Source organism: Tangfeifania diversioriginum, from assembly GCF_900141875.1.
Taxonomy (GTDB): domain Bacteria; phylum Bacteroidota; class Bacteroidia; order Bacteroidales; family Prolixibacteraceae; genus Tangfeifania; species Tangfeifania diversioriginum.
The window spans coordinates 1-26,757 of the sequence record NZ_FQZE01000002.1 but is presented as its reverse complement, the minus strand read 5'-3'; the positions used below and the strand labels follow the sequence as shown (position 1 = coordinate 26,757).

Genomic DNA, 26,757 nt, shown 5'->3' with positions numbered 1-26,757 from the left:
TTTTATTCGTTAACAACTGAGTAAATATCAATCAGATTTCTTCCGTAACCGTCGTAATCCAGTCCGTACCCAACGATAAAATCATTCGGAATTTCCAGGCCCACGTAATCCAATTCTACTTCCTTGATTAGCGCATCGGGCTTCAGCAACAGGGTTGCAACGCTAACCTCTTTTGGTTTCAGCTTTTTAAGCTGGTCCTGAATATTGTCAATCGTAATTCCCGAATCCACGATATCTTCCAGAACAACAACTGTTCGTCCTTCAATTTTCTCATTCAGCCCAATTAATTGTTTTACGTTACCAGTAGTATGCTCGCCGGCATAAGAAGCCAGTTTTACAAACGAAATTTCAGAATTGATTAAATCGATGCGCTTAAACAATTCAGCAGCGAACATAAACGAACCATTCAACACACAGATGAACAGGGGATTTTTGTCAGCCAAATCTTTATTCATTTTTTCAGCCATCAGCTCAATGGAAGCCCGTATTTTTTCATAAGGAATAAATAACTGAAAGGTTTTATCGTGAATTTTGACTTTCTTCATTTCTTTACTATTATTTTTACAAGCGGGTAAAATGCCTTATTTTCGTTTAAAAAAATTGATGCACAAAATAACAAAACAAATTGATTAAGTGAAAATTTAAATTATAAAACATGGAAGCACAAGTGAGTATTATCATGGGAAGTACGTCCGATTTGGATGTGATGTCGAAAGCAGCAAAATTGCTCAATGAATTTGAGATTCCATTTGAAATGAATGCATTATCGGCTCACCGCACTCCTGATGAGGTAGAAAAATTTGCCAAAGGTGCCCAAAAACGCGGAGTAAAAGTTATTATTGCCGGTGCCGGTATGGCGGCGCATCTGCCGGGTGTAATTGCTGCCATGACTCCCCTTCCAGTAGTTGGTGTTCCCATAAAAGCCAGCCTCGAAGGTTTCGACTCCATCATGTCGATCGTGCAAATGCCTCCCGGGATTCCGGTAGCCACAGTTGCCGTAAACGGTGCCATGAACGCCGCCATACTAGCCGTACAAATGATGGCCACCGGCGACGAGGCACTGATGCAAAAAATGCTCGAGTTTAAGGAAAATCTAAAACAGAAAATTGTAAATGCCAATAAAGAGCTCTCGGAAGTGAAATATAAGTTCAAGACCAATTAATTTGAGAAAAAAATATTTTTAACGTAAATTCGGGAGGTAATTAATGATTACCTCCTTTTTTATGAAGCGAATTAAATTAACTGCCTGCCTTATACTTTTGGGAACTTTCACCGGTTTTTCAATGGAAAATCATCCTGTCGGCGCCCGTTCACTTGGGCTTTCGCATGCTTCCGTATCATTTTCCGATGTTTGGGCCAACTTTCATAACCAGGCCGGGCTGGCAAAACTGAACCAGTTTAATGCCGGTTTTTTTTATGAGTCGAAATTTGGGGTGGACGAACTTTCGCTGGTGGCCGGATCGTTGGCCCTCCCGGTTAATCTGGGAACTTTCGGGGTCAGCTTTTTTCAGTTCGGGAAAGGAACGTTCAAAGAGAACAAGTTTGGACTGGCCTTTGCCCGCCAGCTTAACGAAAAGTGGAGCGCAGGTATTGAACTCGACTACCTTGCCCAAACTTTCCCGGAGAACGAACGTACCCGCGGTTTTGCTACCTTCGGGGGAGGACTTCTGTTTCAACCGCTCGATGAACTGGTTTTAGGAGCCCATGTTTTCAATCCTATTTTGGGCGGTATTGAATCACCGGCCGGCAAAGTTGAAATGCCGTTCACTTTCAGAATTGGAGGACACTACCGTTTTAGCAAATATGTTTTGGCAGCATTCGAAACCCAAAAAGACAACCAAAACCCTGCACTGGTAAAAGCAGGCATCGAGTTTTCACCGGTTGAAAACCTGGCGCTGCGGTTCGGCGCATCGGGCAAGCCATTTAAATACACTGCCGGAATTGGCTATAAAACAGGCATTATTTCGGCAGATTTTGGATTTAGCTACCACGGGAATTTAGGCATCACTCCTTCCGTTTCACTGCAATTTATCTGGTGATGGCAAAATGGATCAAACATACCTTCTGGCTGATATTTCTGGCTGCCCATTTTATTTCGGCTGGACAAACCCCAGAACAGAATATGCAGCTGGAATCAATTCTGGAATCAATCCTTGAAAACCTGGAAGAAGAAACCGATGCAGCCCTGATCCTGGAAGATCTGGAAGAGTATGCTGAAAATCCGTTAAATATAAATGCTGCCAGCCGGTCACAACTTTCAAGGCTGCATTTGCTGAACGACATTCAAATTGAAAAACTAACGGATTACCTTAAAAATTACGGGCAGGTGTACTCCATTTACGAGTTGAACTCCATTGATGGATTCACGCCCGAACTGCTCACCAAAATGGAGCCGTTTATTTGGTTTGGGCCTGCCGAAACCGAACCGGAAAGTTTTAAAAAAAGCCTGAAATACGGACGGCATGAACTTTTCCTGCGCACGCTGGGCACTACCCAAAAACAGCGTGGTTACCAGGAAAGAGACGACGGCACCATCCCATTTGAAGGCAACCGGGCACGCTACTACACCCGTTACCGCTTCAGGGCGGGCGAAAACATTGCAGCAGGATTTACAGCCGAAAAAGATCCCGGTGAAGCATTCTTTTCCGGTTCCAACAAGCAGGGTTTCGATTTTTACTCGGGGCACCTGAGTTTAAAACTCAGCAAAGTGATTGAAAATATAACTGTGGGCGATTTTGTTGTTCGCGCTGGGCAGGGGCTGGTTTTATGGCAGGGATTTTCAACCGGCAAATCGGTTCTGGCACTTGATATATCAAAAACGAATCAAGGCATCCGACCATTTACATCTACCGACGAAAACCGCTTTTTCAGGGGCGCATCGGCAACAATCAACATTGCGGAAACCCGGGTGAATATTTTCTACTCCAGAAAGAAAAACGATGCCAACCTTGCTTTTTCCGATTCGCAGGGAAATTATTTCACCAGCCTGCAAACATCGGGCTACCACCGCACCGAAAACGAGATTGCCGACAAAAACAGTGTGCGCGATGTGAACCTGGGAGTTGTGGCAACCCGCCAGTTCAACCACCTGAAAATTGGCCTTACTTTTTTACAGCGCAAATTTGAACTGCCTTTTATCCGCAGCGATCAACTGTACAATCAATTCCGCTTTCAGGGAAAAAATAATTTTACAGGCGGTGCCAATTACCTTTTCAGCAAAGGGAAATACCAGCTTTTTGGCGAGGCTGCCATGTCAAAATCAAAAGGAAAAGCATTTTTGCAGGGTGTAATTGGGCACCTGCACGACCGCATTCAGTTCTCAACCCTGTTCCGACATCTCGATAAAAACTACCATGCGTTGTGGGCCAATCCGTTTTCGGAAAGCAGCATGCCCGGCAACGAAACCGGACTCTATATGGGGACACGCATCCTCCCTTTCAAATTTGTTACCCTTACCGGCTACACCGATTTTTACCACTCGGAATGGATTAACTTTACCACCGCCGGTCCGGCAAATGGATGGGATATGATGACACAGGCCGATTTCCATTTTTCCGACAGTTTTTCCTTTTACCTGCGCTACAAAAACGAAGTGAAAGATCAGAAGTTCAGGGAAAATGAGAAATACATCAACCTGCCGGAACAACACCGGAAAAGCCGCATTCATTTTCAATTTCAGCCATCAGAAACTATCAAACTAAAAACCCGGGCAGCGCATGTTTTTTATAAAGGAACCGATACAGAAAACGGGTTTATGGTATTTCAGGATGTGCAGTACACACCGCTTTCTGTGCCCCTGAACTTAACCGCAAGAATTGCATGGTTCAACACAGAAAGTTACAATTCGCGAATTTATGCTTACGAAAACGACTTGCTTTACATGTTTTCCATTCCTGCCTACTTTGGCCGCGGATTTCGCACATACCTCAACCTGAAATACAAAATCAGCGAAAATATTGAAGCCTGGTTTAAACTGGCCAACACAACGCTCAACAACGCAGAGTCGATTGGTTCGGGGTACAGCGAAATATCCGGCAACAAAAAAACCGAAGTAAAATTCCAGCTGAGGTTGAAATTATAGTGATGAATTTGTTACTTTGCCCTGTTATTCAATAAAAAACAAAAAAGTGAGATATAATTTCGACGACATAAGGCCTTATACAGATAAAGAGGTGCGGAAAAAAATCAGGAAGATGCTGAAATCGCCCGCCTTCGACAAGGTTTTAATGCATATTTTCAAAGTCCGCCCCAAAGTTGAAATCGTAAAACTTCAGTTGCGCATGGTCCGCAGCATCAAGCAGCTGCAGGGAGGATTTGTGTACGATCTGCTGCGCACCGTTATCAACAAAACCTCTGACGGGTTAAGCAGCCGGGGCATCGAAAACCTGGACAAAAAGAAATCCTACCTTTTCATTTCAAACCACAGAGATATTATTCTGGACGCGGCACTGCTCAATTACCTGATTTTTGAAAACGGGATGAACACCACGCAAATTGCCATTGGCGACAACCTGTTGCTTTACGAATGGATTGAACACGCCGTGAAACTCAACCGGGCTTTTATAATAAAACGAAGCCTGACTCCCCGCGAACTGATGAAAGCCTCGAAAAAAGTTTCGCAATATATCCGCAAATCAATTACCGAAGACAACATGTCGGTGTGGATTGCCCAGCGCGAAGGACGTACTAAAGACGGGTTTGACCAAACGCAGCCAAGCTTATTGAAGATGTTGAATATGAGCAACAAAAAAAGCCTGGCCGATGGATTCAACGAGCTGAATATTGTGCCGGTTTCCATATCATACGAAATTGAACCCTGCGGACTGGCAAAAATGAAAGAGCTCATAAAAAAAGAACATTACGGACAGCTGAAAACCAGCAAAGACGACCTGAAAAGCATGTCGATGGGGATTTTCAACCCGAAAGGAAAAATGCGTTTTTCTTTTGGCACTCCCATAGAAGTTAATTTTGAAGAGGCCAAAACAACCGAGCAAAAAAATGAATACATCCAGGAACTGGCTTCGGAAATCGACCGCCAGATTTATACCAACTTCAAACTCTGGCCCTACAATTATATTGCGTATGATTTACTGACTCAGGAAAATGAATTCAGGGACAAATACAACTACGAAGAAAAAAAGAATTTTGAAATGATGATCCAGCAAGCCATGATCCACATCGATTTCCCGATTACCGACATCCAGGAACGTTTCCTGAAAATTTATGCCAATCCGGTAATTAACAAATTAAAAGTAACGAAAAAGTAGTATGAGCAGAACAATAATCTGGGACTGGAACGGCACTTTGCTGAACGACCTCGATTTGTGTATTGCCACCATTAATTCCCTACTGAAGAAACGAAAACTGCCCCTGCTCGACCACGTTTCATACAAAGAAGTTTTCTCATTCCCGGTAAAAGACTATTACCAGGCAATTGGCTTCGATTTTTCAAAAGAAGATTTTGACATCCCCGCACGCGAGTATATCGATTTGTACGACAACCAGGTGGAAAACTGCCCGCTGCATGCATCGGCAGAAGAGGTGCTCAGCTATTTCAATAAAAAAGGATTTCGCCAGTTTGTGCTTTCAGCAATGAAACAGCCAATGCTGGAAAAAACACTTAAACACAATGGAATATTTTCGTATTTTGAAGCTGTAGCCGGGTTGAACGATCACTATGCTGTTTCTAAAATTGAGCGCGGGAAAGAATTACTCGAAAAATTCAATATTGAAAAAGAAAACGCCCTGATGATTGGCGACACCAATCACGATTATGAAGTGGCAGATGAATTGGGAATTAACTGCATTTTAATTGCCGACGGCCATCAATCGGAAAATCGCCTGAAAAAAACAGGTGCAGTGGTTGTGCCTTCATTAAAAGAGCTAATAAAAAAAGTTGAGGAAGGTTAAAAGATATCCCGTTTTTTTACGTCGCGGATGAAAAGCTGAAGACTGGTTTTACCACGGTATTCGTTTTCGGTAACCGAGTAACACACATCAAAAGGCAACCCCGATGTAATCAAATCAAATTTATCCGATTGATTAAATGCGATTCCCGGAAAAATTCCGGAGTTCACATCAGGCTCCACCAAATCGAGCTTCAGGTGATCCTGGTTTTTACCCACCAGCCGGCTGGTTCCGGCATCAAAAACATCTTCGGTAACAAAAACAGGAGTCATATTATGGGGGCCAAATGGTGCAAACTGTTTTAAAATACGGTAAAACCGCGGAGTAATTTCGCTGAGGGTAATTTTTGCATCCACATCAATGGTTTGCAGTTGCTGCAAATCGGTCACTTGGTTTTTAACAATTTCTTCAAAACGGCGGCGGAATTCAGGTACATTCTCAATTTTAAGCGTCAGGCCCGCGGCGTACATGTGCCCTCCGTAGGATTCCAGCAAATCGCTGCACTGCCCGATAGCTTCATATAAATCGAAATCTTTTACCGAGCGTGCCGAGCCGGTGGCAAGGCCGTTGGATTCAGTCAGGATAATGGTAGGCCGGTAATATTGCTCGGTTACACGCGATGCCACAATTCCAACCACCCCCTTGTGCCAGTCGCGGTTGTAGAGCACCGTGCTTTTCATGTCCTTCATTTCCAGGTCTTTCTCAATCATGTCGAGGGCATCCTGGGTAATATCGCGGTCGAGTGTTTTTCTGATTTCATTGAACGAGTCAATCTCCTCGCCCAGCAAATCCGATTTATCTTCGTCGCGGGCCACCAGAATCTGCACCGACTTTTTGCCGTGTTCAATCCGACCCGACGCGTTCAGCCGCGGCCCAATTTTAAAAACAATATCGCTGATTGTAATTTCGCTCCCGTTAATGCCGGCAAAGTTGATAATGGTTTGCAGCCCTACGCCGGGGTTCGAATTCAATTTTTTCAGACCGTAATACGCCAGCACCCTGTTTTCGCCTGTTATGGGCACAATATCGGATGCAATGCTCACCACCACCAAATCGAGCAAATCGTAAATTTCTTCCAGCTCGACATTATTTTTCTGGCAATAAGCCTGCAGCAATTTAAAGCCCACTCCGCATCCTGAGAGTTCTTTATACGGGTAGTTGCACTCGGGTTGTTTCGCGTCGAGCACTGCCACTGCAGGCGGCACTTCGTCATCGGGATTGTGGTGATCGCAGATAACAAAATCGACCCCCCTGTTTTTAGCATCGCTTATTTTATCCACCGCTTTTATGCCACAATCGAGTGCCACAATCAGTGAAAAACCGTTTTTTTCTGCATAGTCGATGCTCTGGGGCGAAATGCCATACCCTTCGGTATAGCGGTCGGGAATGTAATATTCGATGTGTTTGATCCGGGGTTTTAAAAAAGTGTACATCAGGGCCACGGAGGTTGTTCCATCCACATCGTAATCGCCGTAAACCAACACCTTTTCCTGGTTGGCTATTGCCAGTTCAAGGCGGGCCACTGCCTTTTCCATGTCTTTCATCAGAAACGGGTCGTGCAAATCACTCAACCGCGGACGGAAAAAGGATTTGGCCTCGTTAAACGTTTTTATTCCCCGCTGCACCAGCAACCTTGCAATGGTCATGTTCACATTGAGCGCTGCCGAGAGGTGTTTTATTTCGTTTAAATCGCCCTGATTTTTTAGATTCCAAATTCTTTCCATACCACACTTTTCAATTTATTCTCCCCCCAATCCAATTTTACAAAGATAAAAATTGCATCCGATAAAGTGTCACTTTTAAAAAGTCATTCCCGGTATTCACTGAAGTGGTTTTACCCAACACCTAAAATAAAAAGGGAACCACATCTTTTATTATCTTTGCGAAAATTTGAGCAACCCCTAAACATAAATTTAGACAATTGAAAAATGAAGTTGTTTTATTTGCAGAAAATATAAGGAGAAAGAATAATGAGCCAGTTGGAATTGAGTGAACAGGAAGTCATCAGAAGGAAATCGCTAAAAAGGTTACGTGAGCTGGGAATCGACCCGTATCCGGCTGCGGCTTACGCTATAAACACCACTTCTCATGCAATAAAGGAGAAGTTTAACGAAGAAGAACAGAATTTCCAGGAGGTGCGTTTGGCCGGCCGGATTATGAGCCGCCGCATAATGGGAAAGGCTTCGTTTGCCGAACTGCAGGATCACACCGGCAGAATCCAAATTTATGTAAACCGCGATGAAGTGTGCCCGGGCGACGACAAAACAATGTATAACGAAGTGTTTAAAAAGTTGCTCGATATTGGCGACACCATCGGCATCGAAGGCTTTGTTTTTATTACCCAGATGGGCGAAATTACGGTGCACGTGAAAAATTTTACCGTGCTGAATAAATCGCTACGGCCACTGCCCATTGTAAAAGAAAAAGACGGCAAAACCTACGACGCATTTACCGACCCCGACCAGCGTTACCGCCAGCGGTATGTTGACCTGATTGTTAATCCTAAGGTGAAAGATGTTTTTGTGAAACGCACGAAAATTTACAACACCATGCGGCAGATGTTCAACGAATATGGCTACCTGGAAGTGGAAACGCCCATTTTGCAGCCCATCCCGGGAGGCGCGGCTGCCCGTCCGTTTGTTACGCACCACAACTCACTCAACATGCCACTCTACATGCGCATTGCCAACGAGTTATACCTGAAACGCTTGATTGTTGGCGGCTTTGAGGGTGTGTATGAATTCTCCAAAGATTTCCGCAACGAAGGGATGGACCGCACCCACAACCCGGAATTTACGGTGATGGAAATTTACGTGGCTTACAAAGACTACAAATGGATGATGAACTTTACCGAGCAAATTTGCGAACGCGTGGCACTGGCACTGCACGGAACCACAAAAGTACAGCTTGGTGAGCACGTCATCGATTATAAAACGCCGTACCCGCGGGTAACAATGACCGATGCCATTAAAGAGCATACCGGTTACGATATTTCAGGAAAAACCGAAGCCGAGCTGCGTGAAATCTGCAACAAGTTGGATATTGAAACCGACCCGAGCATGGGCAAAGGAAAACTGATTGACGAAATTTTTGGCGAAAAGTGCGAACCCAACTACATTCAGCCCACATTTATTACCGATTACCCGGTTGAAATGTCGCCGCTTACCAAACGCCACCGCGAAAACCCGGACCTGACCGAACGTTTTGAACTGATGATAAACGGTAAGGAGTTGGCCAATGCCTACTCCGAGCTGAACGATCCCATCGATCAGCGCGAACGTTTTGAGGAGCAGTTGAAGCTTTCGGAAAAAGGAGATGACGAAGCGATGTTCATTGACCAGGATTTTCTGCGGGCGCTCGAATACGGCATGCCGCCCACTTCAGGAATGGGAATGGGCATCGACCGGCTCACCATGTTCATGACCAACAGCCCGTCCATCCAGGATGTCCTGTTCTTCCCGCAAATGAAACCGGAGAAAAAACAGGTGGAACTCACCGAAGAAGAGAAACTGGTACTGAACCTCCTAAAATCCGAATCGCCGGTGGAACTCGAAGCCATCAAAACGCAGTCGGGGCTGAGCAATAAAAAATGGGACAAAGCCATTAAAGGCCTCACCAAACACAAACAGGCCAAAGTCAATAAAACCGATGACGGGCTTTTTGTGGAGCTTGTGAGTTAGTACAGAGTACAAAGTATTGAGATATTAGATAAAAGCCCCGGTGAATTCCGGGGCTTTTTGTTGGGTGTGGCAATTTCAAATCACCAATTTTGATGAGTTTTAGGCTGGTGTGTCACTTTTTTGGTATTCGGTTTATTCTTTTTTTTTCAACAATTTGAGAACGAGGAATAGTATTTTGTAAATTTGATTTGAATTAAAAAAATAATAGATATATGGAAATTATTGATATTGTTACGATTATTGCTCTCTTTACAGGACCAATATTTGCTGTTCAAGTACAAAAATTCATTGAGAATAACAGAAGTAATAGAAACCGAAAAATTGAAATTTTCAAAACTTTAATGGCTACAAGAGGGACAACATTATCAAATACTCACGTAGGAGCTCTTAATAGGATTGATTTAGAGTTTAATGGAAAAGAAAAATATCAAAAAGTTATTGAATATTGGAAAGAATATTTTGATCATTTAGGAGATGATAATACCAGAATAAATAGTTTAAATGTTTGGGCAGATAAAAAGACTGATTTACTTGTTAATCTTTTATATGAAATGGGGAAATCATTAGGATATAAATTTGATAAAACCTTGATAAAAAGGAATATTTATTCTCCTCAAGGGCATGCTATAGCTGAATTTGAGCAGGAGCAGATGCGAAAAGGAATTTTGGATATTTTAGAGGGAAAATCTTCACTGCCCATAAGTAATATATTAGATGAAGGCACCTTAAATTCTCAAAAGGAATTGCAAGAAATGCTAATTGATTATTATAAAAACGATAAACCTTTCAACGTTAAGGTAGTGGATTGAATTTAAAAATTCTTTTTGGCCTAAACCATAAACTTTTTCTTTGATACGACCTACTAGGAAATGGTAAATATGAATGCTTCCTTAATTGAAGAGTTTACTAAATTGTACACCTACAAAGCGTTTAAGCCAAAAACTTTTCACGTTTTATTTCATTAAAAAGTCCATGAAAAGCTTTTTTACATACATTGCAGTGTCCAACTATTTCATCTATGAAAATATATCCAAAATTCGGATTGTTGAAGAATTCCACATTCATTTTTAATGTTTTGGTGTTTAGCATCTGTTTCATCAATGTGGCAATGGCGCAGGATGCGCCGCAATGGGGAGAAAAGCATTCGCGCAATATGGTTTCAAATGCGAGAGACCTGCCAGAGCGCTTCAATCCGGAAGCCGGGATGAATATTAAATGGGTGGCTGATATTGGAAGTCACGGCTATGGCACGCCGGTAGTTGTAAACGGGAAAGTGCTGATTGGTGCAAATAATGTAGCTCAGTACGATGAGTGCCACGAAGGCGACCGCGGCACAATACTTTGCTTTAGTGAAGAAGATGGCAGTTTTTTATGGCAGCTAACAGTGCCGCGAATTGAAGGCGACCGGCATCACGACTGGCCCATGATTGGAATCTGTTCGGAACCTACAGTGGAAGGCGACCGTGTTTATGTTTTGACCAACCGTTCGGAGGTGCTATGCCTCGATTTGGACGGTCAAACCGATGGGAATGATGGTCCTTTTCTGGGCGAAAGCTGGTACATGGCCCCATCCGGAGAATTTCCGATGGAGGTGACTCAAAAAGATGCAGATATTATCTGGATGTACGATTTGCGGCTGCAACTTGGCATCCGGCCGCACGACTCGCCACATGCCTCCATTTTACTCGACGGCGATTTTCTCTACCTGAATACCTGTAATGGCGTGGATCACCGACACCTTAAAACCACTGCATTGAAAGCGCCTTCGCTTATTGCATTGAATAAAAACACAGGCCAGCTGGTTGCGCGCGATAACGAAAATTTTGGTCCGCGTATTTTTCATTCATCGTGGTCTTCTCCCGCATTGGGTGAGGTAAACGGCCAAAAGCTGATATTTTTTGCCGGTCCTGATGGAATATTGTATGCGTTTGAAGCACTTGATAAATCAACAGCGAATGAAAAACCACAACATTTCAAAAAAGTATGGCAACGCGATTGTGACCCGAATGCGCCTAAAAATAACATCCACGATTACCTGAAAAACAGGGAAGAAAGTCCGAGTAACTTTTTGGGGATGCCTGTGTATTATAAAAACCGGATTTACGTAACCTGTGGCGGTGATATTTGGTGGGGAAAACAGGAGTGCTGGCTCAAATGCTTCGATGCAACAGACGGAACGGAATTGTGGTCAACGGAACTGGAACAGCATTCGGCAGCAACGCCTGCAATTTCAGATGGTCTGGTTTATGTGACCGATTGCGGCAAAAACCTGCATTGCATCGATGCTGAAACCGGAAATAAATACTGGAAGCAACCCATGAGGCAAGATGCATGGGGATCGGCTCTGGCTGCCGACGGGAAAATTTTTGTGGGATCGCGGGGCAGTGACTTTTGGATAATTGAGCAAGACAAAAATCGTAACGTATTGGATTCAGTTCAGCTCGACAGCCCGATTCACACTACACCTGTGGCTGCCAATGGTGTATTGTATATTTCTACGATGAGGAAGTTGTATGCAGTGGATAAACAAATAAAAAAGGCCGCCCGGTAAAATGAGCGTAGTGAAATTAAATTTGATCGATATTACTCCTCAAAAAATAGTTAGCCGCTACTCCCCCTTAATAACCATTCTTCCCGTTTCAAAATCCCCTTTGTCATTTTCCAGTTTAAACAGATAAATACCAGCTTTCAGGTTGTTTTTCTGCAACTGAATTTTATTCATCCCCGGAGCGAAATTTTCGGCCTGCTGCCTGCGCACTTCGCGGCCATGGCTGTCGAAAATCGTTAGCCGAATGTGTTGGCTGGTGGCAGTTTCAAATTCAATGGTGGTGAAATCGGAAAACGGATTGGGAAAACATTTTACCCCACCCAAACTTTCACCGCTGGCAAAATCGCTGAGTGGTTCCGCGTAAGTATCGATTTTGGATATTTGCATGGCAACTGTTGTGATGGATCGCGGCTCAACCGCCAGTTCATCGTTGGCTGCCAGCTGTCCGGTATGTTCGCCGTTCTTCGACGGGGAGGTAACATAAACTTCTGCCTTTTCAATGCTAAATCCCTGAAAATCGAGATTTACATTCCGGCTTTCCGTTTCCGATTCATTAACTATTACCACCGAAGCCGAATCTTTTCCGGGATTTATAAATGCAACCGAATGTACTCCCTGCATATCTCCCGGGGTTCCCACCCTTTTCCAGCCAGGATGGATAAATGCCGAAAATTGTTTGAAAACAAAATAATCCTTTGTACGGGTATAGCCTCTTTGCGGGTCTTTCCACTGCGACTGGTCCCATGGAAAATCGAGATCGACCAGCCCGCCGCCATCGGTCCAAATCAAATCCCAGTAAAGGTAAGCCACCACATTTTCTTCGTAAAGCGACTGAAAAATGGTGGCACCCACCTGAAACCATTCAGCACGTGAATATTCGGTTTGGAAATGCGGAATTTCAGGATGAAAATTTCCTGCTTCCGAAAAATTATCCGATAAAAAAGGGTTGTCTTCTTCAGCCCCGTGATACAGGTGATGGGCAATTCCGTGCAATTTTGAAACATCCAGTGCGTTAATGTAATTTTGCACCATGTTGTAACCAATACCCACGCACTCCGGACCAAGCAGCAGCGGCTGGTGCTCGCGCCCCGAAATCATTTGATACACCGAATCGAGGGCTACATTATAACCTGCAATGGTATCGGTTTCATTTACTGTTTCAGATGGACGCAACAAACAGCTTTCGTAGTTGGCTTCAAAGTCCGGTTCGTTTTGGATGCTGACATACTTCGGATAAATCCCTTTAGCAGCATACGCATCGAGCGATTCGGCCCACCATTGGGCAAAGCCACCGTAATTGAATTTAACTTCTTCGTCAACCACTTCATATTTCAGTGTTCCACCGTTGTCCTTGTCGTTGTTGCTTTTTAGGTAGGCCGGTGGCCCCCACGAAGTGGTCATGATGGGAATGGGATGGCCAAGCGAATTTTCGGCAGCTTGCTGAAACTCTTTTACTGTGTTTATCATTTCAGAATAATAGCCATGCGAATTTCTTACCCTTAAAATGTCGAGGCTCAGTTCATCGAAAATTGCATCATAAATTTCAGCTTTATTGGGATGGACGGGCAGCCAGCCTTCGTAATAGGCAAGTGATGCGCCAAAACCGGTAATGGTCTGAAAAGTGTCCTGCGGATTAATCTGAATGGTTTCAGGGGCTTGGGAAAAAGCTGTATTCTGACCTGCAAAAACCAGGATGAGGGGTAGGATTAACAAGGTAAACACTGGATTTTTCATTTTTCAATTTTTCTAATTGTACATCTAACAAATATAAATGAAATGATGAGAAATCAATAAACCGATTTAATTTGAACCTGTAAATTGTAAACCATTGTTACTTTATTTCGTTTACATGTTAAACTAATAATTCAGAATTATGAAAAAAGTTGGAATCGGATTGCTTGTTGTCGGCCTAATTGGTGTTATATATTTTGGATACGAAGCCATGCAGGCTTCAGAAAGTTTCAACGTGCTGGGCGTTGATGTTGCAGTGAGCGAAGCCAACTGGACCCCGGTAATTTTTAGCGGGATAGTTTTGGTAGTTGGCATTATTCTGGCAATAGTGGGCAAAAAACGGTGACCCGACCACCTCGAATATTTTCCCGGAGAAATCTGAAATTTATTCTCCTCCAAACAACTCTTCTTCACTGACTACCTTCACTGAAGTACTGTCGTTTAGTGTTTTACTGACCGCATTATACGGTGCCACCACCACCTCATCGCCTTCCGACAGCCCTTCGAGGATTTCAATGCTGGTATTATCCTGAATGCCGGTTTTCACTTCTTTTTGCCGTACAATTCCATTCTGGTACACAAAAACCACTTCCAGTTTTTCATCCGGAGTTGGAGTGGCGGTTTCATCAGTGTTGGCTTGTGCGTTACTTTTTGCCTCATCTTTAACGCGTGTTGTTACTGCTGAAATGGGCACCGAAATAACATTGTCCCGTGTTTCGGTCAGGATATCAATGTTTGCCGACATTCCCGGCCGGAACGGGTAAATATTCGAAGCAGTGGAATCAATCAAATCGACATACGACCCGGGAAGCAGGAAAACCTTCACGTCAAAATTGGTAACCTGGTCGGTAGCTGCACCTGAGATGCTTGCTGAATTAGCAATTTCGGTTACAACCCCTTTGAAATCACGGCTGAGGTAAGCATCCACTTCTACAAGTGCCGTATCGTTTAAACTAACTCTAACAATATCATTTTCATTCACTTCAGCAAGTACTTCCATGCGTTCCAGGTCAGCTACTACCATCATATCTGTACCAGTCATCATACTGGTTCCCACCACGCGTTCACCTTTTTCAACGTTTAGTGCCGAAATGGTTCCCGATATCGGGGCAAAAATCCGTGTTTTCGTGAGTTGTTCCTGTGCTTCTTCAACTGAAGCATCTGCACTTTTTACTGAGAATTCGGCCGCACGCACTTCGGCTTGTGCCACTTTGTAAGCTGATTCCGCCGATTCGTATTCTGAAACCGGAATGGTTCCCGAATCAAAAAGCTGTTGGGCTCGTTTAAACGACAGTTCCCTTTCAATCAATTGGGCTTCGGCTTGTGCCAGCCGCGCTTTTGAAGAGTTCAGTGCCGCTTCGGCTCGGTTGAGTGCGGAAATGTACATGTCGGGTTTTATGACACAAAGCGGGTCACCTGCCTCCACTTCGTCGCCTTCTTCCACATATAGTTCAATAATTTCGCCGGAAACATCGGGACTGATTTTCACTTCGGTTTCGGGTTGAATTTTTCCGTTGGCTGTAATAAACTCAGTAATGGTTTTGCTTTCCACTTTTTCAACAGCTACACTGATGGTAAAATCCTCACCAAACCATCCCTGATTTTTCCCAATAACCAGAAATACAATAACAATAACCAGCAGCCCAATTGCGTAAGGCAATAATTTTTTCTTTTTCATTTTGCCAAAGTTTTATTCCATAGGTCGATTGTATCTGATCAAAATTACAACAAAATGAATAACCTGGGCGATTATTTTCCGTTATTCCTGAATTCTTACGATTTCACCAACATCCGAGCCGTCAGCCTGCTGTGTTGTTCCAGGTAAATATCTTTCTCTTTCACCATCCAGTCGAGTACCTCTTCGGTGTAGTGCCGTATAGTGATGAGTGTTAACCCGGTATTGTACCGAATGGAATAGAACGGTTCCAGTTCCTCCAGCAGCCAGTTCCAGTCTGCTTCACCGGCATCGAGCACCAGGTTGAGGTCGATGGCCGACTGCTGCATCAGCGTAACTTTCACCCGGTTTTCAATCAAAAAATTCACCACCCGGTCAATATCCTCAATGCTGATAAACGAAAAATCTTTAGGCGACAGGGTGATGAGTGCCAGGTTTTCGCGAATAATAAAAATGGGGGGCAATTCAATTTTATGGTCGATGGCCTGAATAACAGTTCCCGGATCGTCGGGCGACAGGAACGACTTCACATAAAGCGGAATGCCCTTATTATGAAGCGGTTTCATGGTTTTGGGATGGATGATTTTAGCACCGGAGTGGGTCATCTCTACAGCTTCGCGATACGAGAGCGCATCAATTTTGGTGGTGTTTTCCATTTTTTTCGGATCGGCACTCAGCACTCCCGGAACATCTTTCCAAAAGGAAACACTTTCGGCATCCAGCACATTACCGATAATTGCAGCCGTAAAATCGGACCCCTCGCGACCGAGTGTTGTGGTGAGGTTGGCAGGAGTGGAACCGATAAATCCCTGTGTAATGTAAAGGTTATTTTCGTTGAAAGTAAAAACCTGCTTGCATAATTCCCCAGTAAGCTCCCAGTCGATGTTGGCGTCGCGGTGTAAATCGTCGGTACGGATACAGGTTCGAACATCCACCCACTGACTGGGTTTTCCCGCAACATTCAGGTATTCACTCACAATTTGCGTTGACACCAGTTCGCCGAAACAGATAATCTGGTCGTACTCAAAATTATAGTCGAGCGAAGGAGCTTTATCCAGTTTTTCTTCCAGCTCTTCAAAATGGTTCAGCACGGGTTTTGGTGTAACTCCCTCGCCAAAAAGCTGATGGCAAATTTCAGTGTGATAACTTTTAAACAGCCCCAAAATATCCCACTTCTGGTCTTTTTCATCAAAATAGGCTTTTACCAGGGTTTCGAGCAAATCAGTGGTTTTGCCCATTGCCGAAATTACTACCACCAAATTGGTATTGTAAGCATTAAGTATTTTTGCCAGGTTCCGCACAGCATCGGCATCTTTCACCGATGCCCCGCCAAATTTAAAAACATTCATTTTCCTGTTTTTTCAATTTTCAGCAAAACTAAAGAAATAATTCACTTGCTCGTCACAGCTAAACCAAAACTGGTACTTTCCAAATTTTGATTATTTTAGATGCTCGCAATAAAAAAGAATGAAAATGAATATTAGCTCAAAAGTAAAACTGAATAACGGCGTGGAGATGCCGTGGCTGGGGCTGGGCGTATTTCAGGCCAGCGAAGGAGGCGAAGTGGAAAATGCAGTAGAAACGGCACTGGAAACTGGTTACCGAAGCATCGACACGGCTGCCCTTTACGGAAACGAACGCGGCGTGGGAACAGCCGTGAAGGAGAGCAGCATTGAGCGGGAAGATATTTTTATCACCTCAAAAGTGTGGAACAGCGACCAGGGATACCAATCTACTTTAAAAGCTTTTGAGGAGAGCCTTGAAAAACTGCAGACCGATTACCTCGATTTGTACCTCATTCACTGGCCCATGAGCAAGTCAGCAGAAACCTGGAAAGCCATGGAAGAGCTGTACGAAAAAGGAAAAATAATGGCTATCGGTGTCAGCAATTTCCTGGTGCAGCATCTCGAAGAATTTCTACCCGGCTGCAAAGTGCAGCCTGCCGTTAACCAGGTGGAGTTTCATCCCGAACTGGTGCAACAGGAGCTGCTCGATTACTGCCAGTCAAAAAATATTCGAGTGGAAGCCTGGAGCCCCATCATGAAAGGAAAAGTGAATGATATCCCCGTTTTGCAGGCGCTGGCTGCCAAATACCGGAAAACACCAGTGCAAATTGTGTTACGCTGGGATATTCAGAAAGGCGTGGTAACCATTCCAAAATCGGTTAACCCGGAACGAATTGCGGCTAATGCAGACATCTTCGATTTTGAAATCAGCGACGAGGACATGGCCAAAATCGACCGGCTCGATAAAAATAACCGCATTGGGCCCGACCCGAACAATGTTTCGTTTTAAAATTGAATAGCACAAAAAAAACAAATCAACTAAAAATGAAAAACTTACTGTTCCTGTTTTTACTTTTAATTCCTTTTACCTCGTTCTCTCAAATTCAAAAAAACAACCAAAGTCCGCTTACCATCGGGCAAATCATGCAAGAGCCCGGCAAATGGGTGGGCAGCCTGCCCGAAAATATTTACTGGGGCGAACAGGGCGAAAAAATCTATTTCGACTGGAACCCGGAACAAGACACGCTTTCGTCGCTTTATCGTTATTCACTAAAAGATGAAAAAATTGAAAAAGTACTGCTGGATGAAAAGAAAAACCTTCCGGGAAGAAGGGGCAGTTACAACGATGGGGAAACCAGGAAAGTGTACACCCGCAACGGGAACCTGTTTTTGTACGATGTAAAAAAGACTACCGAAAGACAGTTGACCAATTGGCTTGAAAATGCGTACTCGCCCGATTTCGCATTAGATGAATCGCACATTTCGTTTATGAAAAACAACAACCTGTTTTTGCTGAACCTGGAAACCGGAGTAATCGAACAGGTAACTAATTTTGTTCAAGGTGAAGAAAAACCGGATAGCGAAAATAAAGGCCAGGCCAAATGGCTGGAGAACCAGCAGAAAGAGCTTTTTGATGTGCTGAATGAACGCGAGGCCGAAAATAAAGCCCAAGAAAACAGGCGGGAAGAGGAAGAGATTGAAACGCCCGAAAAAATCTATCTTGGCAAAAGCAGACTAGCAGATGCCACGCTTTCGCCCAGCGGAGATTACGTGATTTACTCCACTTACGACCGGCCGGAAAATTCAAAATCAACCGGGGTGGCACATTTCATAACCGAAGACGGCTATACCCGCGAACAGGATGCCCGGCCAAAAGTGGGAAGTCCCGAAACCAGGGCCACCATCGGGATTTACGATGTGGAAAACAACAAAACGATTGAGGTGCAAACTTCAGCCATTCCCGGACTGAAAGATTTACCCGATTTCCTGAGCGATTACCCGGACCAAATTCCGGAAGATACGGCTGATATTAAAGAGAGGGAGTTCAACCTGGTTGGCTCGCAGTGGCACGATGAAAAAAATTTGGCTGTGGTGGTTGCCCTGTCGCTCGACAACAAAGACCGCTGGATTATGCTGCTCGACCCGGAAAACGGAGAGATGGAACTGCTCGACCGCCAGCGTGACGAAGCATGGATTGCAGGCCCCGGAATTGGCGGCTACAGTATTTCGGCCGGAGAAATGGGCTGGATGCCCGATGGCAAGTCGGTTTGGTTCCATTCCGAAGAGTCGGGCTACTCGCATCTGTATTCCGTAAATATTGAAACCAAAGAGAAAAAGGCACTCACTTCCGGCAAGTTCGAAGTATCGAATGCATCAATTTCCAACGATAAAAAGCATTTCTACTTCACGGCCAACAAAGTACATCCCGGCGTGAAACATTTTTATAAAATACCGGTGGAAGGTGGCGAACTGACGCAAATTACATCGATGGAAGGCCACAACGAAGTCTCGCTCTCGCCCGATGAGAAGTTGTTGGCCATTCGTTACTCCTACGCCAACCAGCCGTGGGAGCTGTACCTGCAAAAAAACAAAGCCGGTGCCGAAGCGGAGCGGATTACCCACTCAACAACTGAAGAGTTTGAACGATACGATTGGCGTGTTCCTGAATTTATCACTTTTGAAGCAGAGGATGGAGCAGAAATTCATGCACGGTTGTACCGTCCGGAAAATCCCGGGAACAATGGCCCGGCAGTTATTTTTGTACACGGCGCTGGCTACCTGCAAAACGCCCACAAATGGTGGAGCAGCTATTCCCGGGAGTACCAGTTTCACAATTTCCTGGTGGATAACGGCTACACGGTGCTCGACATCGACTACCGCGGAAGTGCCGGTTACGGCCGCGACTGGCGCACCGGAATTTACCGGCACATGGGCGGGAAAGACCTTTCCGATCATGTTGACGGCGCAAAAATGCTGGTAGAAAAATACGATGTGTCGCCGGAGAAAATTGGTATTTACGGCGGTTCCTACGGCGGGTTCATTACATTGATGGCCATGTTTACCGAGCCGGAAGTGTTTGCAGCTGGTGCTGCACTACGCTCGGTTACCGACTGGGCGCACTACAACCACGGTTACACTTCAAATATTTTGAACACGCCGGTGGATGACAGCCTGGCGTATGTACGCAGCTCACCCATCTATTTTGCCGATGGGTTGCAAGGGGCGTTGCTCATGTGCCACGGCATGGTGGACGATAACGTGCAGTTTCAGGATATTGTGCGGCTATCACAGCGCCTCATCGAGCTTGGCAAGGAAAATTGGGAACTGGCCGTTTACCCGGTGGAACCACACGGTTTCCGTGACCCCAGCAGCTGGACCGACGAGTACAAACGTATTTTCAAGTTGTTTGAAGAAACACTGAAGGAGTGAGTGAAGGAGGCGCGGTTTTTAATCGCGCTTTTTATAATTCAGCATATTTTATTCTCTTCCGGAGAGCTTTCCGCTCTTTTGCTGTTCCGGCCTTTCCAGTATCAAATTACATATCCTTTGTAACGTTCCGGTGTGCGCCGTGCCCTGATAAAGTTTCTTTTTATTCATTTGGTAGTGGGGATACTATGAAACTGCTCTATAAAGAGCACAACGATGTATTCCTTCATCCGGTTTATTCTGTTGCGCCAAATAATTAAATACACTTTTGCATGTAATAATCCACGCTTACAGGATGAAAACTACTCATTTCCAACCAATTTAAATAAATACTTTTTCATCTTTATTTTTTTCTTTTTCAAATATTTGTTGTAATTTGAATGGACGTATGATAAAATCAGTCTTTTTCATATTTCAACTTTTATGAACGGACAGCATAAAATGCTCCATTCAAAAATATATACAACAATAAGGAAGAAGCTGAAAATCCTGAAAAGAGTAGGTCAACCACTAAAATCAAATTGTTATGATTATTTCAATGCAAGGCAATTGGGAGGTTACTGTAAAATCAAAAAGCGCCTCCTATCAACATCGTTTTATCATTCAGGGTGCAACAACGGGAAATGGCACCCACAACGGTACTGCCGGGACATCAGTAAATGTAACGGGAAACCAGTGGACAATAGCTATCCAGAACAAACCACGTTCAGGCTGGCAGGTATCTGACACTCAAATCAAATTTCCAAAGCAGGCAGGCGGAAACTATGAATTTGAAATCTGGTCGAATGACGCAGGCACGGATGATGATTTTAACGATCTTATCCTTACCTGTTCCACGCCTGTAAATATCAATGATTTTATTCTTTACGGAAATGTGACACTTTACAGCGGAAGATGCATCTTTAATCCGTGTCGCAGATTTCCGTTTGTAATTGAAACTTATCCGGCATTAAAAAAAGCGTTAAAAAATCCGTTAATTGAAGACTGGATCAAAAAATACTACCCGGAGCGCATTCCGCCGAAGATTGAGGAGCCTAATCCACCGGATCCGGCACCGTATTTTAAACCTGTTGTTTTTGATTTAAGCGGGGAGGCCATGCAGCCAAAATCAATGGTAAACTATGTTCGCTCCTCCTACCCAAAAGAAAAAGAGGAGCAGAATAAAAAAGAAAAAAATGACGGCAAAAAAGCAAAAGAAACGGCATCCGAAATGGCAGCATCAAATTTTCAGTTGCTTTCTTCTTCATCCAGACTGGCATCATCAGAGCGAATTTCAGCATTATCTGAAGACAGAATAAAACTGGCTACCGATATTGGTCGCCTGTTCTACCCTTGCAGTACGAAAGCCGGTTCGAATCTGACACTAACCTTTGAGGAATACGATCGCACAGCCGGTGAGTTGTCAGGAGGTGCACACACAGGCACCGGCAACAGAGAATTATTAGGTGACACCATTACCGACATGCATGGAAATTACATTTTCAGGTTCAGTTTCGATATGACTTTCCCGGGTTTGGAAGACGCTTCCGACATCGCTCCCGGGGAAGATGTAAATACCGTAATGTTCCCCGATGTAATCGTAAAAATTGTTGAATACTCGCCGTACGAAGTGCGTTACGAAAGCGCCCCGTTTTATAATATTCCCAATTTAAAACGAATTGATCTGTGTTTGCCTGAATCACAAGTAACTGTAACATCAACTTGTTTTAACGGAAACCTGATTGGAAGCCTTGGCAATGTTTTTATCGGAGGAAATCAAAACACATATGCGTCAACATTCCCCACAAATCTGAGAAGGTATGGCAACTCCAACTACCTGGAATCAAACGGGGTAATATCTGTCAACAGTTCTCTTGCCGGATTTAATGTTGAATGTGCAGCATGGAGAGGTACAATTGACATGAAAGGCTGTATGTACGACAGTGCCAAAAAAGCTTCTGAAAATAAAATTGAGTGGTACACCATAAGGGTTAGACGGTCCGGAACTACAAACTGGGAATATGTTTCGCAAAATTATAAACATCCGAAGTTCTCAAAACGGAACCTGCCCAATTATACCGGCGACGATGTGGGACCATTTTATCCCAGTGCCGGTGGAACATTAAACGGTTCAGTTCCCGCGTACATCAATATTCAGCGTGAAGCATTTGTTGACGGTGTGGATTGGGAATTCTCCAATATTGACCGGTTTATGCAATTAAACACTGCGCTTTACGATATTATTTCGGGCGTGAGAACACCGGGTACGTTTTATGTCAGAGTAGATGGTTATGATTCCTCGGGTTCCCTGGTCCCGGACGCTACGGATTTAATCCCCCTGTTTATTCACAACAATGGATTAAATTTCAGGATGACAAGCCCGGGGTTTAGTGATCCATTAATTGAGCCAACAGATTGTGGACTGTATCGTTTAACAGATGCCCAGATGAAAACACCGATTGAATTTGCATTCCAGGCAAACGACCCGCATGGTTTTGTAAACGAGTATGAATTAACCATGGGAAGATGCCCGAACTCTGCATTGATGCTGAATGCTTTTGGTGGAAACTTCGAAATTTCAGGTAATTATACTTTAGCGGGAGGAGGCAATTCTTCAAATCATCATGGTTGCTCAGGTTTTACAGGTAGCCATGAAGATTTCAGCAATCCGGGTATGATAGATGTACAAATTCATCCCACCTCATCAGGTGAGGGTTGGATTAAATCCGGAGAATATTTTACAATCTACACCTTTCACTTAACGGCATCACAGCGGATTACAAACGGATACAATTCCGGAACATCAGGTGCTTACCGGTCATCTGCCCGAATAATGATGGAACGATTGAATCCATAATGCTTTTTACCATTACCGCGTTTTTGATTTGAGGTTTTGCACGCTGGCGAAAACATCACCTGGGTTGATCAAGAATGCGGTCTTTATCAGGATAACTATTCATCGGATGACTGCGAATCATCCGATGAATGGTCACCGGGCTATTTCAATTGAAATTCTTTTCGGATACCAATAATCTCCCCCTTTCTTCAACCTGAGGACCTCCTCATTCCCCACATTGGAGGCAGACAAACGCACCAAAGTAAATTTTGAACCTTATTGGACCTTCTTGCTGTGCAGTTGTACCAGGTTTTCTTTACCAGGAAACATCCACCCACACCATGCGGTGATCAGAACCTTCGCGGCCGGTGGTGAGGTACGACAGCGAATCAGAAGCCGCGGGCCAGAAAACGGCGCTCTTCAGTGGCTGCAAATCGGACGAAGGCAAAACGTAATCGACACGCAGGTTAAATACAGCGGTTTTGTGCGCCGGATGACTCTCGTTTGGATTTTCCTCATGCCAGACTTTGCTTCCTTCACTCGAAGGAGCCAGTGCACCGCTAGCAGGTGCCGGATGAATACGGGAATGATCAAGCAACTGGTTTATGGCATTCCGGTAGCTATCGCCAGCCTGCGGATCGGCGTTCATGTCGCCCATAATCACAAAAGAGCTGGTTCGGCTGAGGGAGGCCGGTTCGCCCTGGTCATCATACAAATAATCACCTTTTTCAGGCGAAATATAATCGGCAAAAAGCCGAATTTCATCGTGATTGCGTTTGCCGTTGCGATCTTCTTCGCCATCGAAACCCGGAGGTGTGGGATGGGCTATCAACACATGAATTGTTTTGCCATCGATAGATACGGGAATATCCACATGGTTTTTGCTTGAAAGCCGGAAAGTGTCCAACACCTCTTCCGCATACCACATGGTGCTGTCTTCATCCCCCGGCAAATGGGCACCGGGCATGTCCTTCCACAAAAATTTACGGAAAGTGGTAAGACTGTCGGTTACGAGCGGATATTTCGACAAAATGGCAAACGCATATTGCCCCGGATACACGCCGAAGCCAAAAGCATCCTCAGGCATATTTGTTTCTCCATCGTTGTTTAAGTCCAAGCCTGTCTGAATCCCTGTGTTGGAGCGGAAAGCCATCACATACGGGTAATCGATAGGCTCGGAGCCGTTAAATGAATTGTTGAGGTAATTCTCCTGAAACAGTTGCAGGTTGGTGCCTTTCTCGTCAAAATCGAACTCCTGCAGCGCCAGGACATCAGGCCTTTTGCGCTGAATGATTTCGGCAATAATTTTAATCTGGCCGTCCTCGCCCGCCACAAGGTCTTTTTGAAGCTGGCCTGCTTCACTTCGGTACATGGCTGTATTAAAAGTAGCAAAGCGAACAACCGTCGATTTCTTATCTGCCTGGCAGCCAGAAAGTAAAAAGGCCATAAGAAGTATTGCGCATGTAATTTGTTTCATAATTCTGAATTTTAATATTGATCAATCCATCCAGTAATTTCCCTTCCTGAAAATCCGTTTTCCCCAGTAAACGAAAGGGGTGTCGGAAGCGGCCACAATCCATTTCAGGAAGTAGGTGGTGATAAAAATTTCAAACAGCACAGCGGCTTCGTAAACGCCATAAAAAGCAATCAGCACAAAAACCACGCTGTCGATGAGTTGCGAAACCATTGTGCTGAGGTTGTTTCGCAACCAGAGTTGATTATCGCTTGAAAACCGTTTCCGCCAGAAATGAAAGGCCCACACATCGTGTCGCTGCGAAAACAGGTAAGCCGCCATACTGGCAATGGCAATCCGCGGCATCAATTTAAAAATGGTGCCGGTTGCTTCGTGGGTTATCAGTGCAAACTCATCGCCTTCGAGCGGGTTAAAAACCAACGCCAAATTCATCAGCAGCGTCATGGAAATGAGGCTGAAGAACCCGATCCAAACGGCTTTTTTGGCCTCTTGCTTTCCGTAATTCTCCGACAAAATATCGGTAACCAGAAATGAGGAGGCATAAACAATGTTACCGAGTGTGGCCACCATTCCAAACAGCTCTATGGTTTGAATCACCTGGATATTGGCCACAATCACCGAAATGGGAATCCACATAATCAGCCCCCACTTGCCAAACAATTTGTACGCTAAAATAATCAGGAAAAAATTTGCCAGCAGCATGGCCAGCCATAGTAATTCGTTTTGCATTTGCATTTTTTTATTTTTAGCCGCAGGGTGATGGAACCTGCGGGTGATTAATATTCTATTTCCGGCCGCGAAAATAATGTTTTTCTGTTGAATACCGAAGTTCTGACAAAAAGTGATTTTAAAATTTTGTAAATTTGAAAAAAAACAGATATGAATTACAGGCCGGAAATACTATCGGATTTAAAATCTCACCTTTTGAAAAATTTTGGCAAGTCGGTTAAGGAAGTCATTCTTTTTGGTTCAAGGTTAGAGGAACACTCGAATGATTACTCTGATTACGATGTACTGATAATATTAGATGAAGATTATGACAGTACAGATGAAAACAAGATTTTAGATTTGTGCTACGATATTGATTTAAAATATAACATTCTGCTCGATGTGCATATTCTTTCAAAAAAAGAACTGGCTTTACCCAGAGGAAAACAACCTGTTTTTACGAATGCCATTAATTCAGGAATTTACGCATGACAATTAATGACGAGGACAGATTAAAGTTGATTAATTACCGTGTTGAACAGGCAAAAGAAAATTGTTGAAGAAATGTATATCGAAATGCAGGATTTCATTCAAAACATAAAGCAACTTATTGATATCAAAATTCAGACATAATTAACCCAAATCCACATCTCGTTTTATATATCCCGAATAATCTTTCAGGATGGGCTGATAGCTTTCGTGAAAAAGTTCCGACGACACCAAAAAGTCAGCTGTAGAACGGTTCGAAGCTGTTGGAAGATTGTAGAGAACCGTAATCCGGAGCAGTGCTTTTACATCCACATCGTGTGGCTGTGGCTGCATGGGGTCCCAAAAAAATATCAAAATATCAACCTTTCCCTCAACAATTAGCGCCCCCAATTGCTGGTCGCCGCCAAGTGGGCCGGACTTCAGCCGCGCGACAGTGGGTGGCACCACCCCGTTTGCGGCACATTTTTCAATCAATGCCTCCTCCACCAGTTTACCGGTGGTACCGGTGCAAATCAAATTGTGTTGTGCCAATTCATTCCAGTTGAATGAAACCCATTCCATAATGTCTTTCTTGCGGTTGTCGTGGGCTACAATGGCTATATTTTTTTTCTTCTTCATTTCTTTCAAAGTTTCTGGAAACAAATGCTTAAAGACATCTGCTTGCGGTTTTCACGGCAAAGATAATCTGCATTCACGAATGAACACAACGATAACTCACTGTATAACAAAAACATATTGAAAATTTAATTTTCAATAGCCAAATAATAATTAATTGTTAAGTAAATGTTTCCGGGGCAGTGGCAACGGTAGAATACAAAAGCTGTCATTTCGACGAAGAATGAGGAGAAATCTTTTTTAAAGGAGCAGATTTCTCAGTCGCGCCTCCTTCGAAATGACAGCTTAAAAATTAACGTTACTCTAACCTACCTTATACACAATCATGCAACGTTGTTTAATTGTGCGAGTTGATTCTCAAGAAATTTAATACGCTTTTCTTTAAATGCTGCTTGGTTCTTTT

General features: G+C 44.0%; 21 protein-coding genes. 13 read left to right on the top strand and 8 right to left on the bottom strand.

The annotated features are described in order from the left end of the window. Positions 1-2 precede the first annotated feature (2 nt). Complete coding sequence (gene hpt / locus BUC07_RS01355) at positions 3-545, bottom strand: hypoxanthine phosphoribosyltransferase (RefSeq protein WP_073164435.1); 543 nt, start codon at positions 543-545, stop codon at positions 3-5. Between the two features lie 110 nt (positions 546-655). Between hpt and purE the strand changes: the two genes are divergently transcribed. From purE to BUC07_RS01330, 5 genes are all read left to right on the top strand, one after another. After that, positions 656-1,162 carry a 5-(carboxyamino)imidazole ribonucleotide mutase gene (purE, locus tag BUC07_RS01350; protein ID WP_073164432.1) on the top strand — a complete coding sequence of 169 codons (507 nt, stop codon included), beginning with the start codon at positions 656-658 and terminating at the stop codon, positions 1,160-1,162. Positions 1,163-1,223: 61 nt separating this feature from the next. Next, positions 1,224-2,039, top strand: a complete 816-nt coding sequence (locus BUC07_RS01345) for a PorV/PorQ family protein (protein WP_139279433.1) — start codon at positions 1,224-1,226, stop codon at positions 2,037-2,039. Further along, complete coding sequence (locus tag BUC07_RS01340; protein ID WP_073164427.1) at positions 2,039-4,081, top strand: helix-hairpin-helix domain-containing protein; 2,043 nt, start codon at positions 2,039-2,041, stop codon at positions 4,079-4,081. Before BUC07_RS01345 ends, BUC07_RS01340 begins: the two co-directional genes overlap by 1 nt. Before the next feature lie 46 nt (positions 4,082-4,127). Then, a complete protein-coding gene (locus BUC07_RS01335; RefSeq protein ID WP_073164973.1) occupies positions 4,128-5,267 on the top strand; it encodes a 1-acyl-sn-glycerol-3-phosphate acyltransferase in 1,140 nt (379 codons plus the stop codon). 1 nt (position 5,268) lies between these two features. Next, positions 5,269-5,910 carry an HAD family hydrolase gene (locus tag BUC07_RS01330; protein WP_073164425.1) on the top strand — a complete coding sequence of 214 codons (642 nt, stop codon included), beginning with the start codon at positions 5,269-5,271 and terminating at the stop codon, positions 5,908-5,910. Here BUC07_RS01330 and recJ read toward each other — a convergent pair. Then, positions 5,907-7,631, bottom strand: a complete 1,725-nt coding sequence (recJ, locus tag BUC07_RS01325; RefSeq protein WP_073164422.1) for a single-stranded-DNA-specific exonuclease RecJ — start codon at positions 7,629-7,631, stop codon at positions 5,907-5,909. The two genes, BUC07_RS01330 and recJ, sit on opposite strands and share 4 nt — an antisense overlap. Positions 7,632-7,877: 246 nt before the next feature. Between recJ and lysS the strand changes: the two genes are divergently transcribed. The 3 genes from lysS to BUC07_RS01310 all read left to right on the top strand — a co-directional run bounded on the left by lysS (position 7,878) and on the right by BUC07_RS01310 (position 12,138). Beyond that, positions 7,878-9,587: a lysine--tRNA ligase gene (gene lysS / locus BUC07_RS01320; protein ID WP_175552439.1), complete on the top strand. Its 1,710-nt coding sequence runs from the start codon at positions 7,878-7,880 to the stop codon at positions 9,585-9,587. A gap of 212 nt (positions 9,588-9,799) precedes the next feature. Next, entirely contained in the window at positions 9,800-10,396 is a 597-nt protein-coding gene (locus BUC07_RS01315) for a DUF6680 family protein (RefSeq protein WP_073164419.1), read from the top strand. Positions 10,397-10,605: 209 nt separating this feature from the next. Next, positions 10,606-12,138 (top strand): outer membrane protein assembly factor BamB family protein, encoded by a 1,533-nt coding sequence (locus tag BUC07_RS01310; protein ID WP_083578035.1) that lies wholly within the window; start codon positions 10,606-10,608, stop codon positions 12,136-12,138. Between the two features lie 57 nt (positions 12,139-12,195). On the opposite strand, the gene BUC07_RS01305 is transcribed toward BUC07_RS01310, so the two are convergent. Further along, on the bottom strand, positions 12,196-13,869 hold the full coding sequence (locus BUC07_RS01305) for a T9SS type A sorting domain-containing protein (protein ID WP_073164413.1): 1,674 nt from the start codon (positions 13,867-13,869) through the stop codon (positions 12,196-12,198). Positions 13,870-14,008: 139 nt separating this feature from the next. Here BUC07_RS01305 and BUC07_RS01300 point away from each other — a divergent pair, with 139 nt between their 5' ends. Continuing rightward, positions 14,009-14,212, top strand: a complete 204-nt coding sequence (locus BUC07_RS01300) for a transglycosylase (RefSeq protein WP_073164411.1) — start codon at positions 14,009-14,011, stop codon at positions 14,210-14,212. A gap of 39 nt (positions 14,213-14,251) precedes the next feature. Here the strand turns inward: BUC07_RS01300 and BUC07_RS01295 are convergent, their stop codons facing one another. Both BUC07_RS01295 and BUC07_RS01290 read right to left on the bottom strand, forming a co-directional pair. After that, complete coding sequence (locus BUC07_RS01295) at positions 14,252-15,544, bottom strand: efflux RND transporter periplasmic adaptor subunit (protein ID WP_073164408.1); 1,293 nt, start codon at positions 15,542-15,544, stop codon at positions 14,252-14,254. Between the two features lie 95 nt (positions 15,545-15,639). After that, entirely contained in the window at positions 15,640-16,890 is a 1,251-nt protein-coding gene (locus tag BUC07_RS01290) for an aspartate kinase (RefSeq protein WP_073164406.1), read from the bottom strand. A 124-nt stretch (positions 16,891-17,014) separates the two neighbouring features. On the opposite strand from BUC07_RS01290, the gene BUC07_RS01285 reads away from it, so the two are divergent. The 3 genes from BUC07_RS01285 (at position 17,015) to BUC07_RS01270 (ending at position 23,089) form a co-directional block, all read left to right on the top strand. Then, complete coding sequence (locus BUC07_RS01285; protein WP_317039634.1) at positions 17,015-17,836, top strand: aldo/keto reductase; 822 nt, start codon at positions 17,015-17,017, stop codon at positions 17,834-17,836. A 35-nt stretch (positions 17,837-17,871) separates the two neighbouring features. After that, a complete protein-coding gene (locus BUC07_RS01280; RefSeq protein ID WP_073164968.1) occupies positions 17,872-20,256 on the top strand; it encodes a S9 family peptidase in 2,385 nt (794 codons plus the stop codon). Between the two features lie 523 nt (positions 20,257-20,779). Then, positions 20,780-23,089, top strand: coding sequence for a hypothetical protein (locus BUC07_RS01270; RefSeq protein WP_073164398.1), 2,310 nt, complete (start codon positions 20,780-20,782; stop codon positions 23,087-23,089). Between the two features lie 295 nt (positions 23,090-23,384). On the opposite strand, the gene BUC07_RS01265 is transcribed toward BUC07_RS01270, so the two are convergent. Together BUC07_RS01265 and BUC07_RS01260 are read right to left on the bottom strand one after the other, a co-directional pair. Next, positions 23,385-24,545, bottom strand: coding sequence for an endonuclease/exonuclease/phosphatase family protein (locus BUC07_RS01265; RefSeq protein ID WP_073164395.1), 1,161 nt, complete (start codon positions 24,543-24,545; stop codon positions 23,385-23,387). Positions 24,546-24,566: 21 nt separating this feature from the next. Continuing rightward, the gene (locus tag BUC07_RS01260; RefSeq protein WP_073164965.1) at positions 24,567-25,271 is read right to left on the bottom strand and encodes a queuosine precursor transporter; all 705 of its coding nucleotides are present in this window, start codon (positions 25,269-25,271) and stop codon (positions 24,567-24,569) included. A 150-nt stretch (positions 25,272-25,421) separates the two neighbouring features. On the opposite strand from BUC07_RS01260, the gene BUC07_RS01255 reads away from it, so the two are divergent. Beyond that, complete coding sequence (locus tag BUC07_RS01255; protein ID WP_073164392.1) at positions 25,422-25,742, top strand: nucleotidyltransferase domain-containing protein; 321 nt, start codon at positions 25,422-25,424, stop codon at positions 25,740-25,742. A gap of 141 nt (positions 25,743-25,883) precedes the next feature. Here the strand turns inward: BUC07_RS01255 and BUC07_RS01250 are convergent, their stop codons facing one another. Continuing rightward, complete coding sequence (locus tag BUC07_RS01250) at positions 25,884-26,357, bottom strand: methylglyoxal synthase (RefSeq protein WP_073164963.1); 474 nt, start codon at positions 26,355-26,357, stop codon at positions 25,884-25,886. Positions 26,358-26,757: the final 400 nt, after the last annotated feature.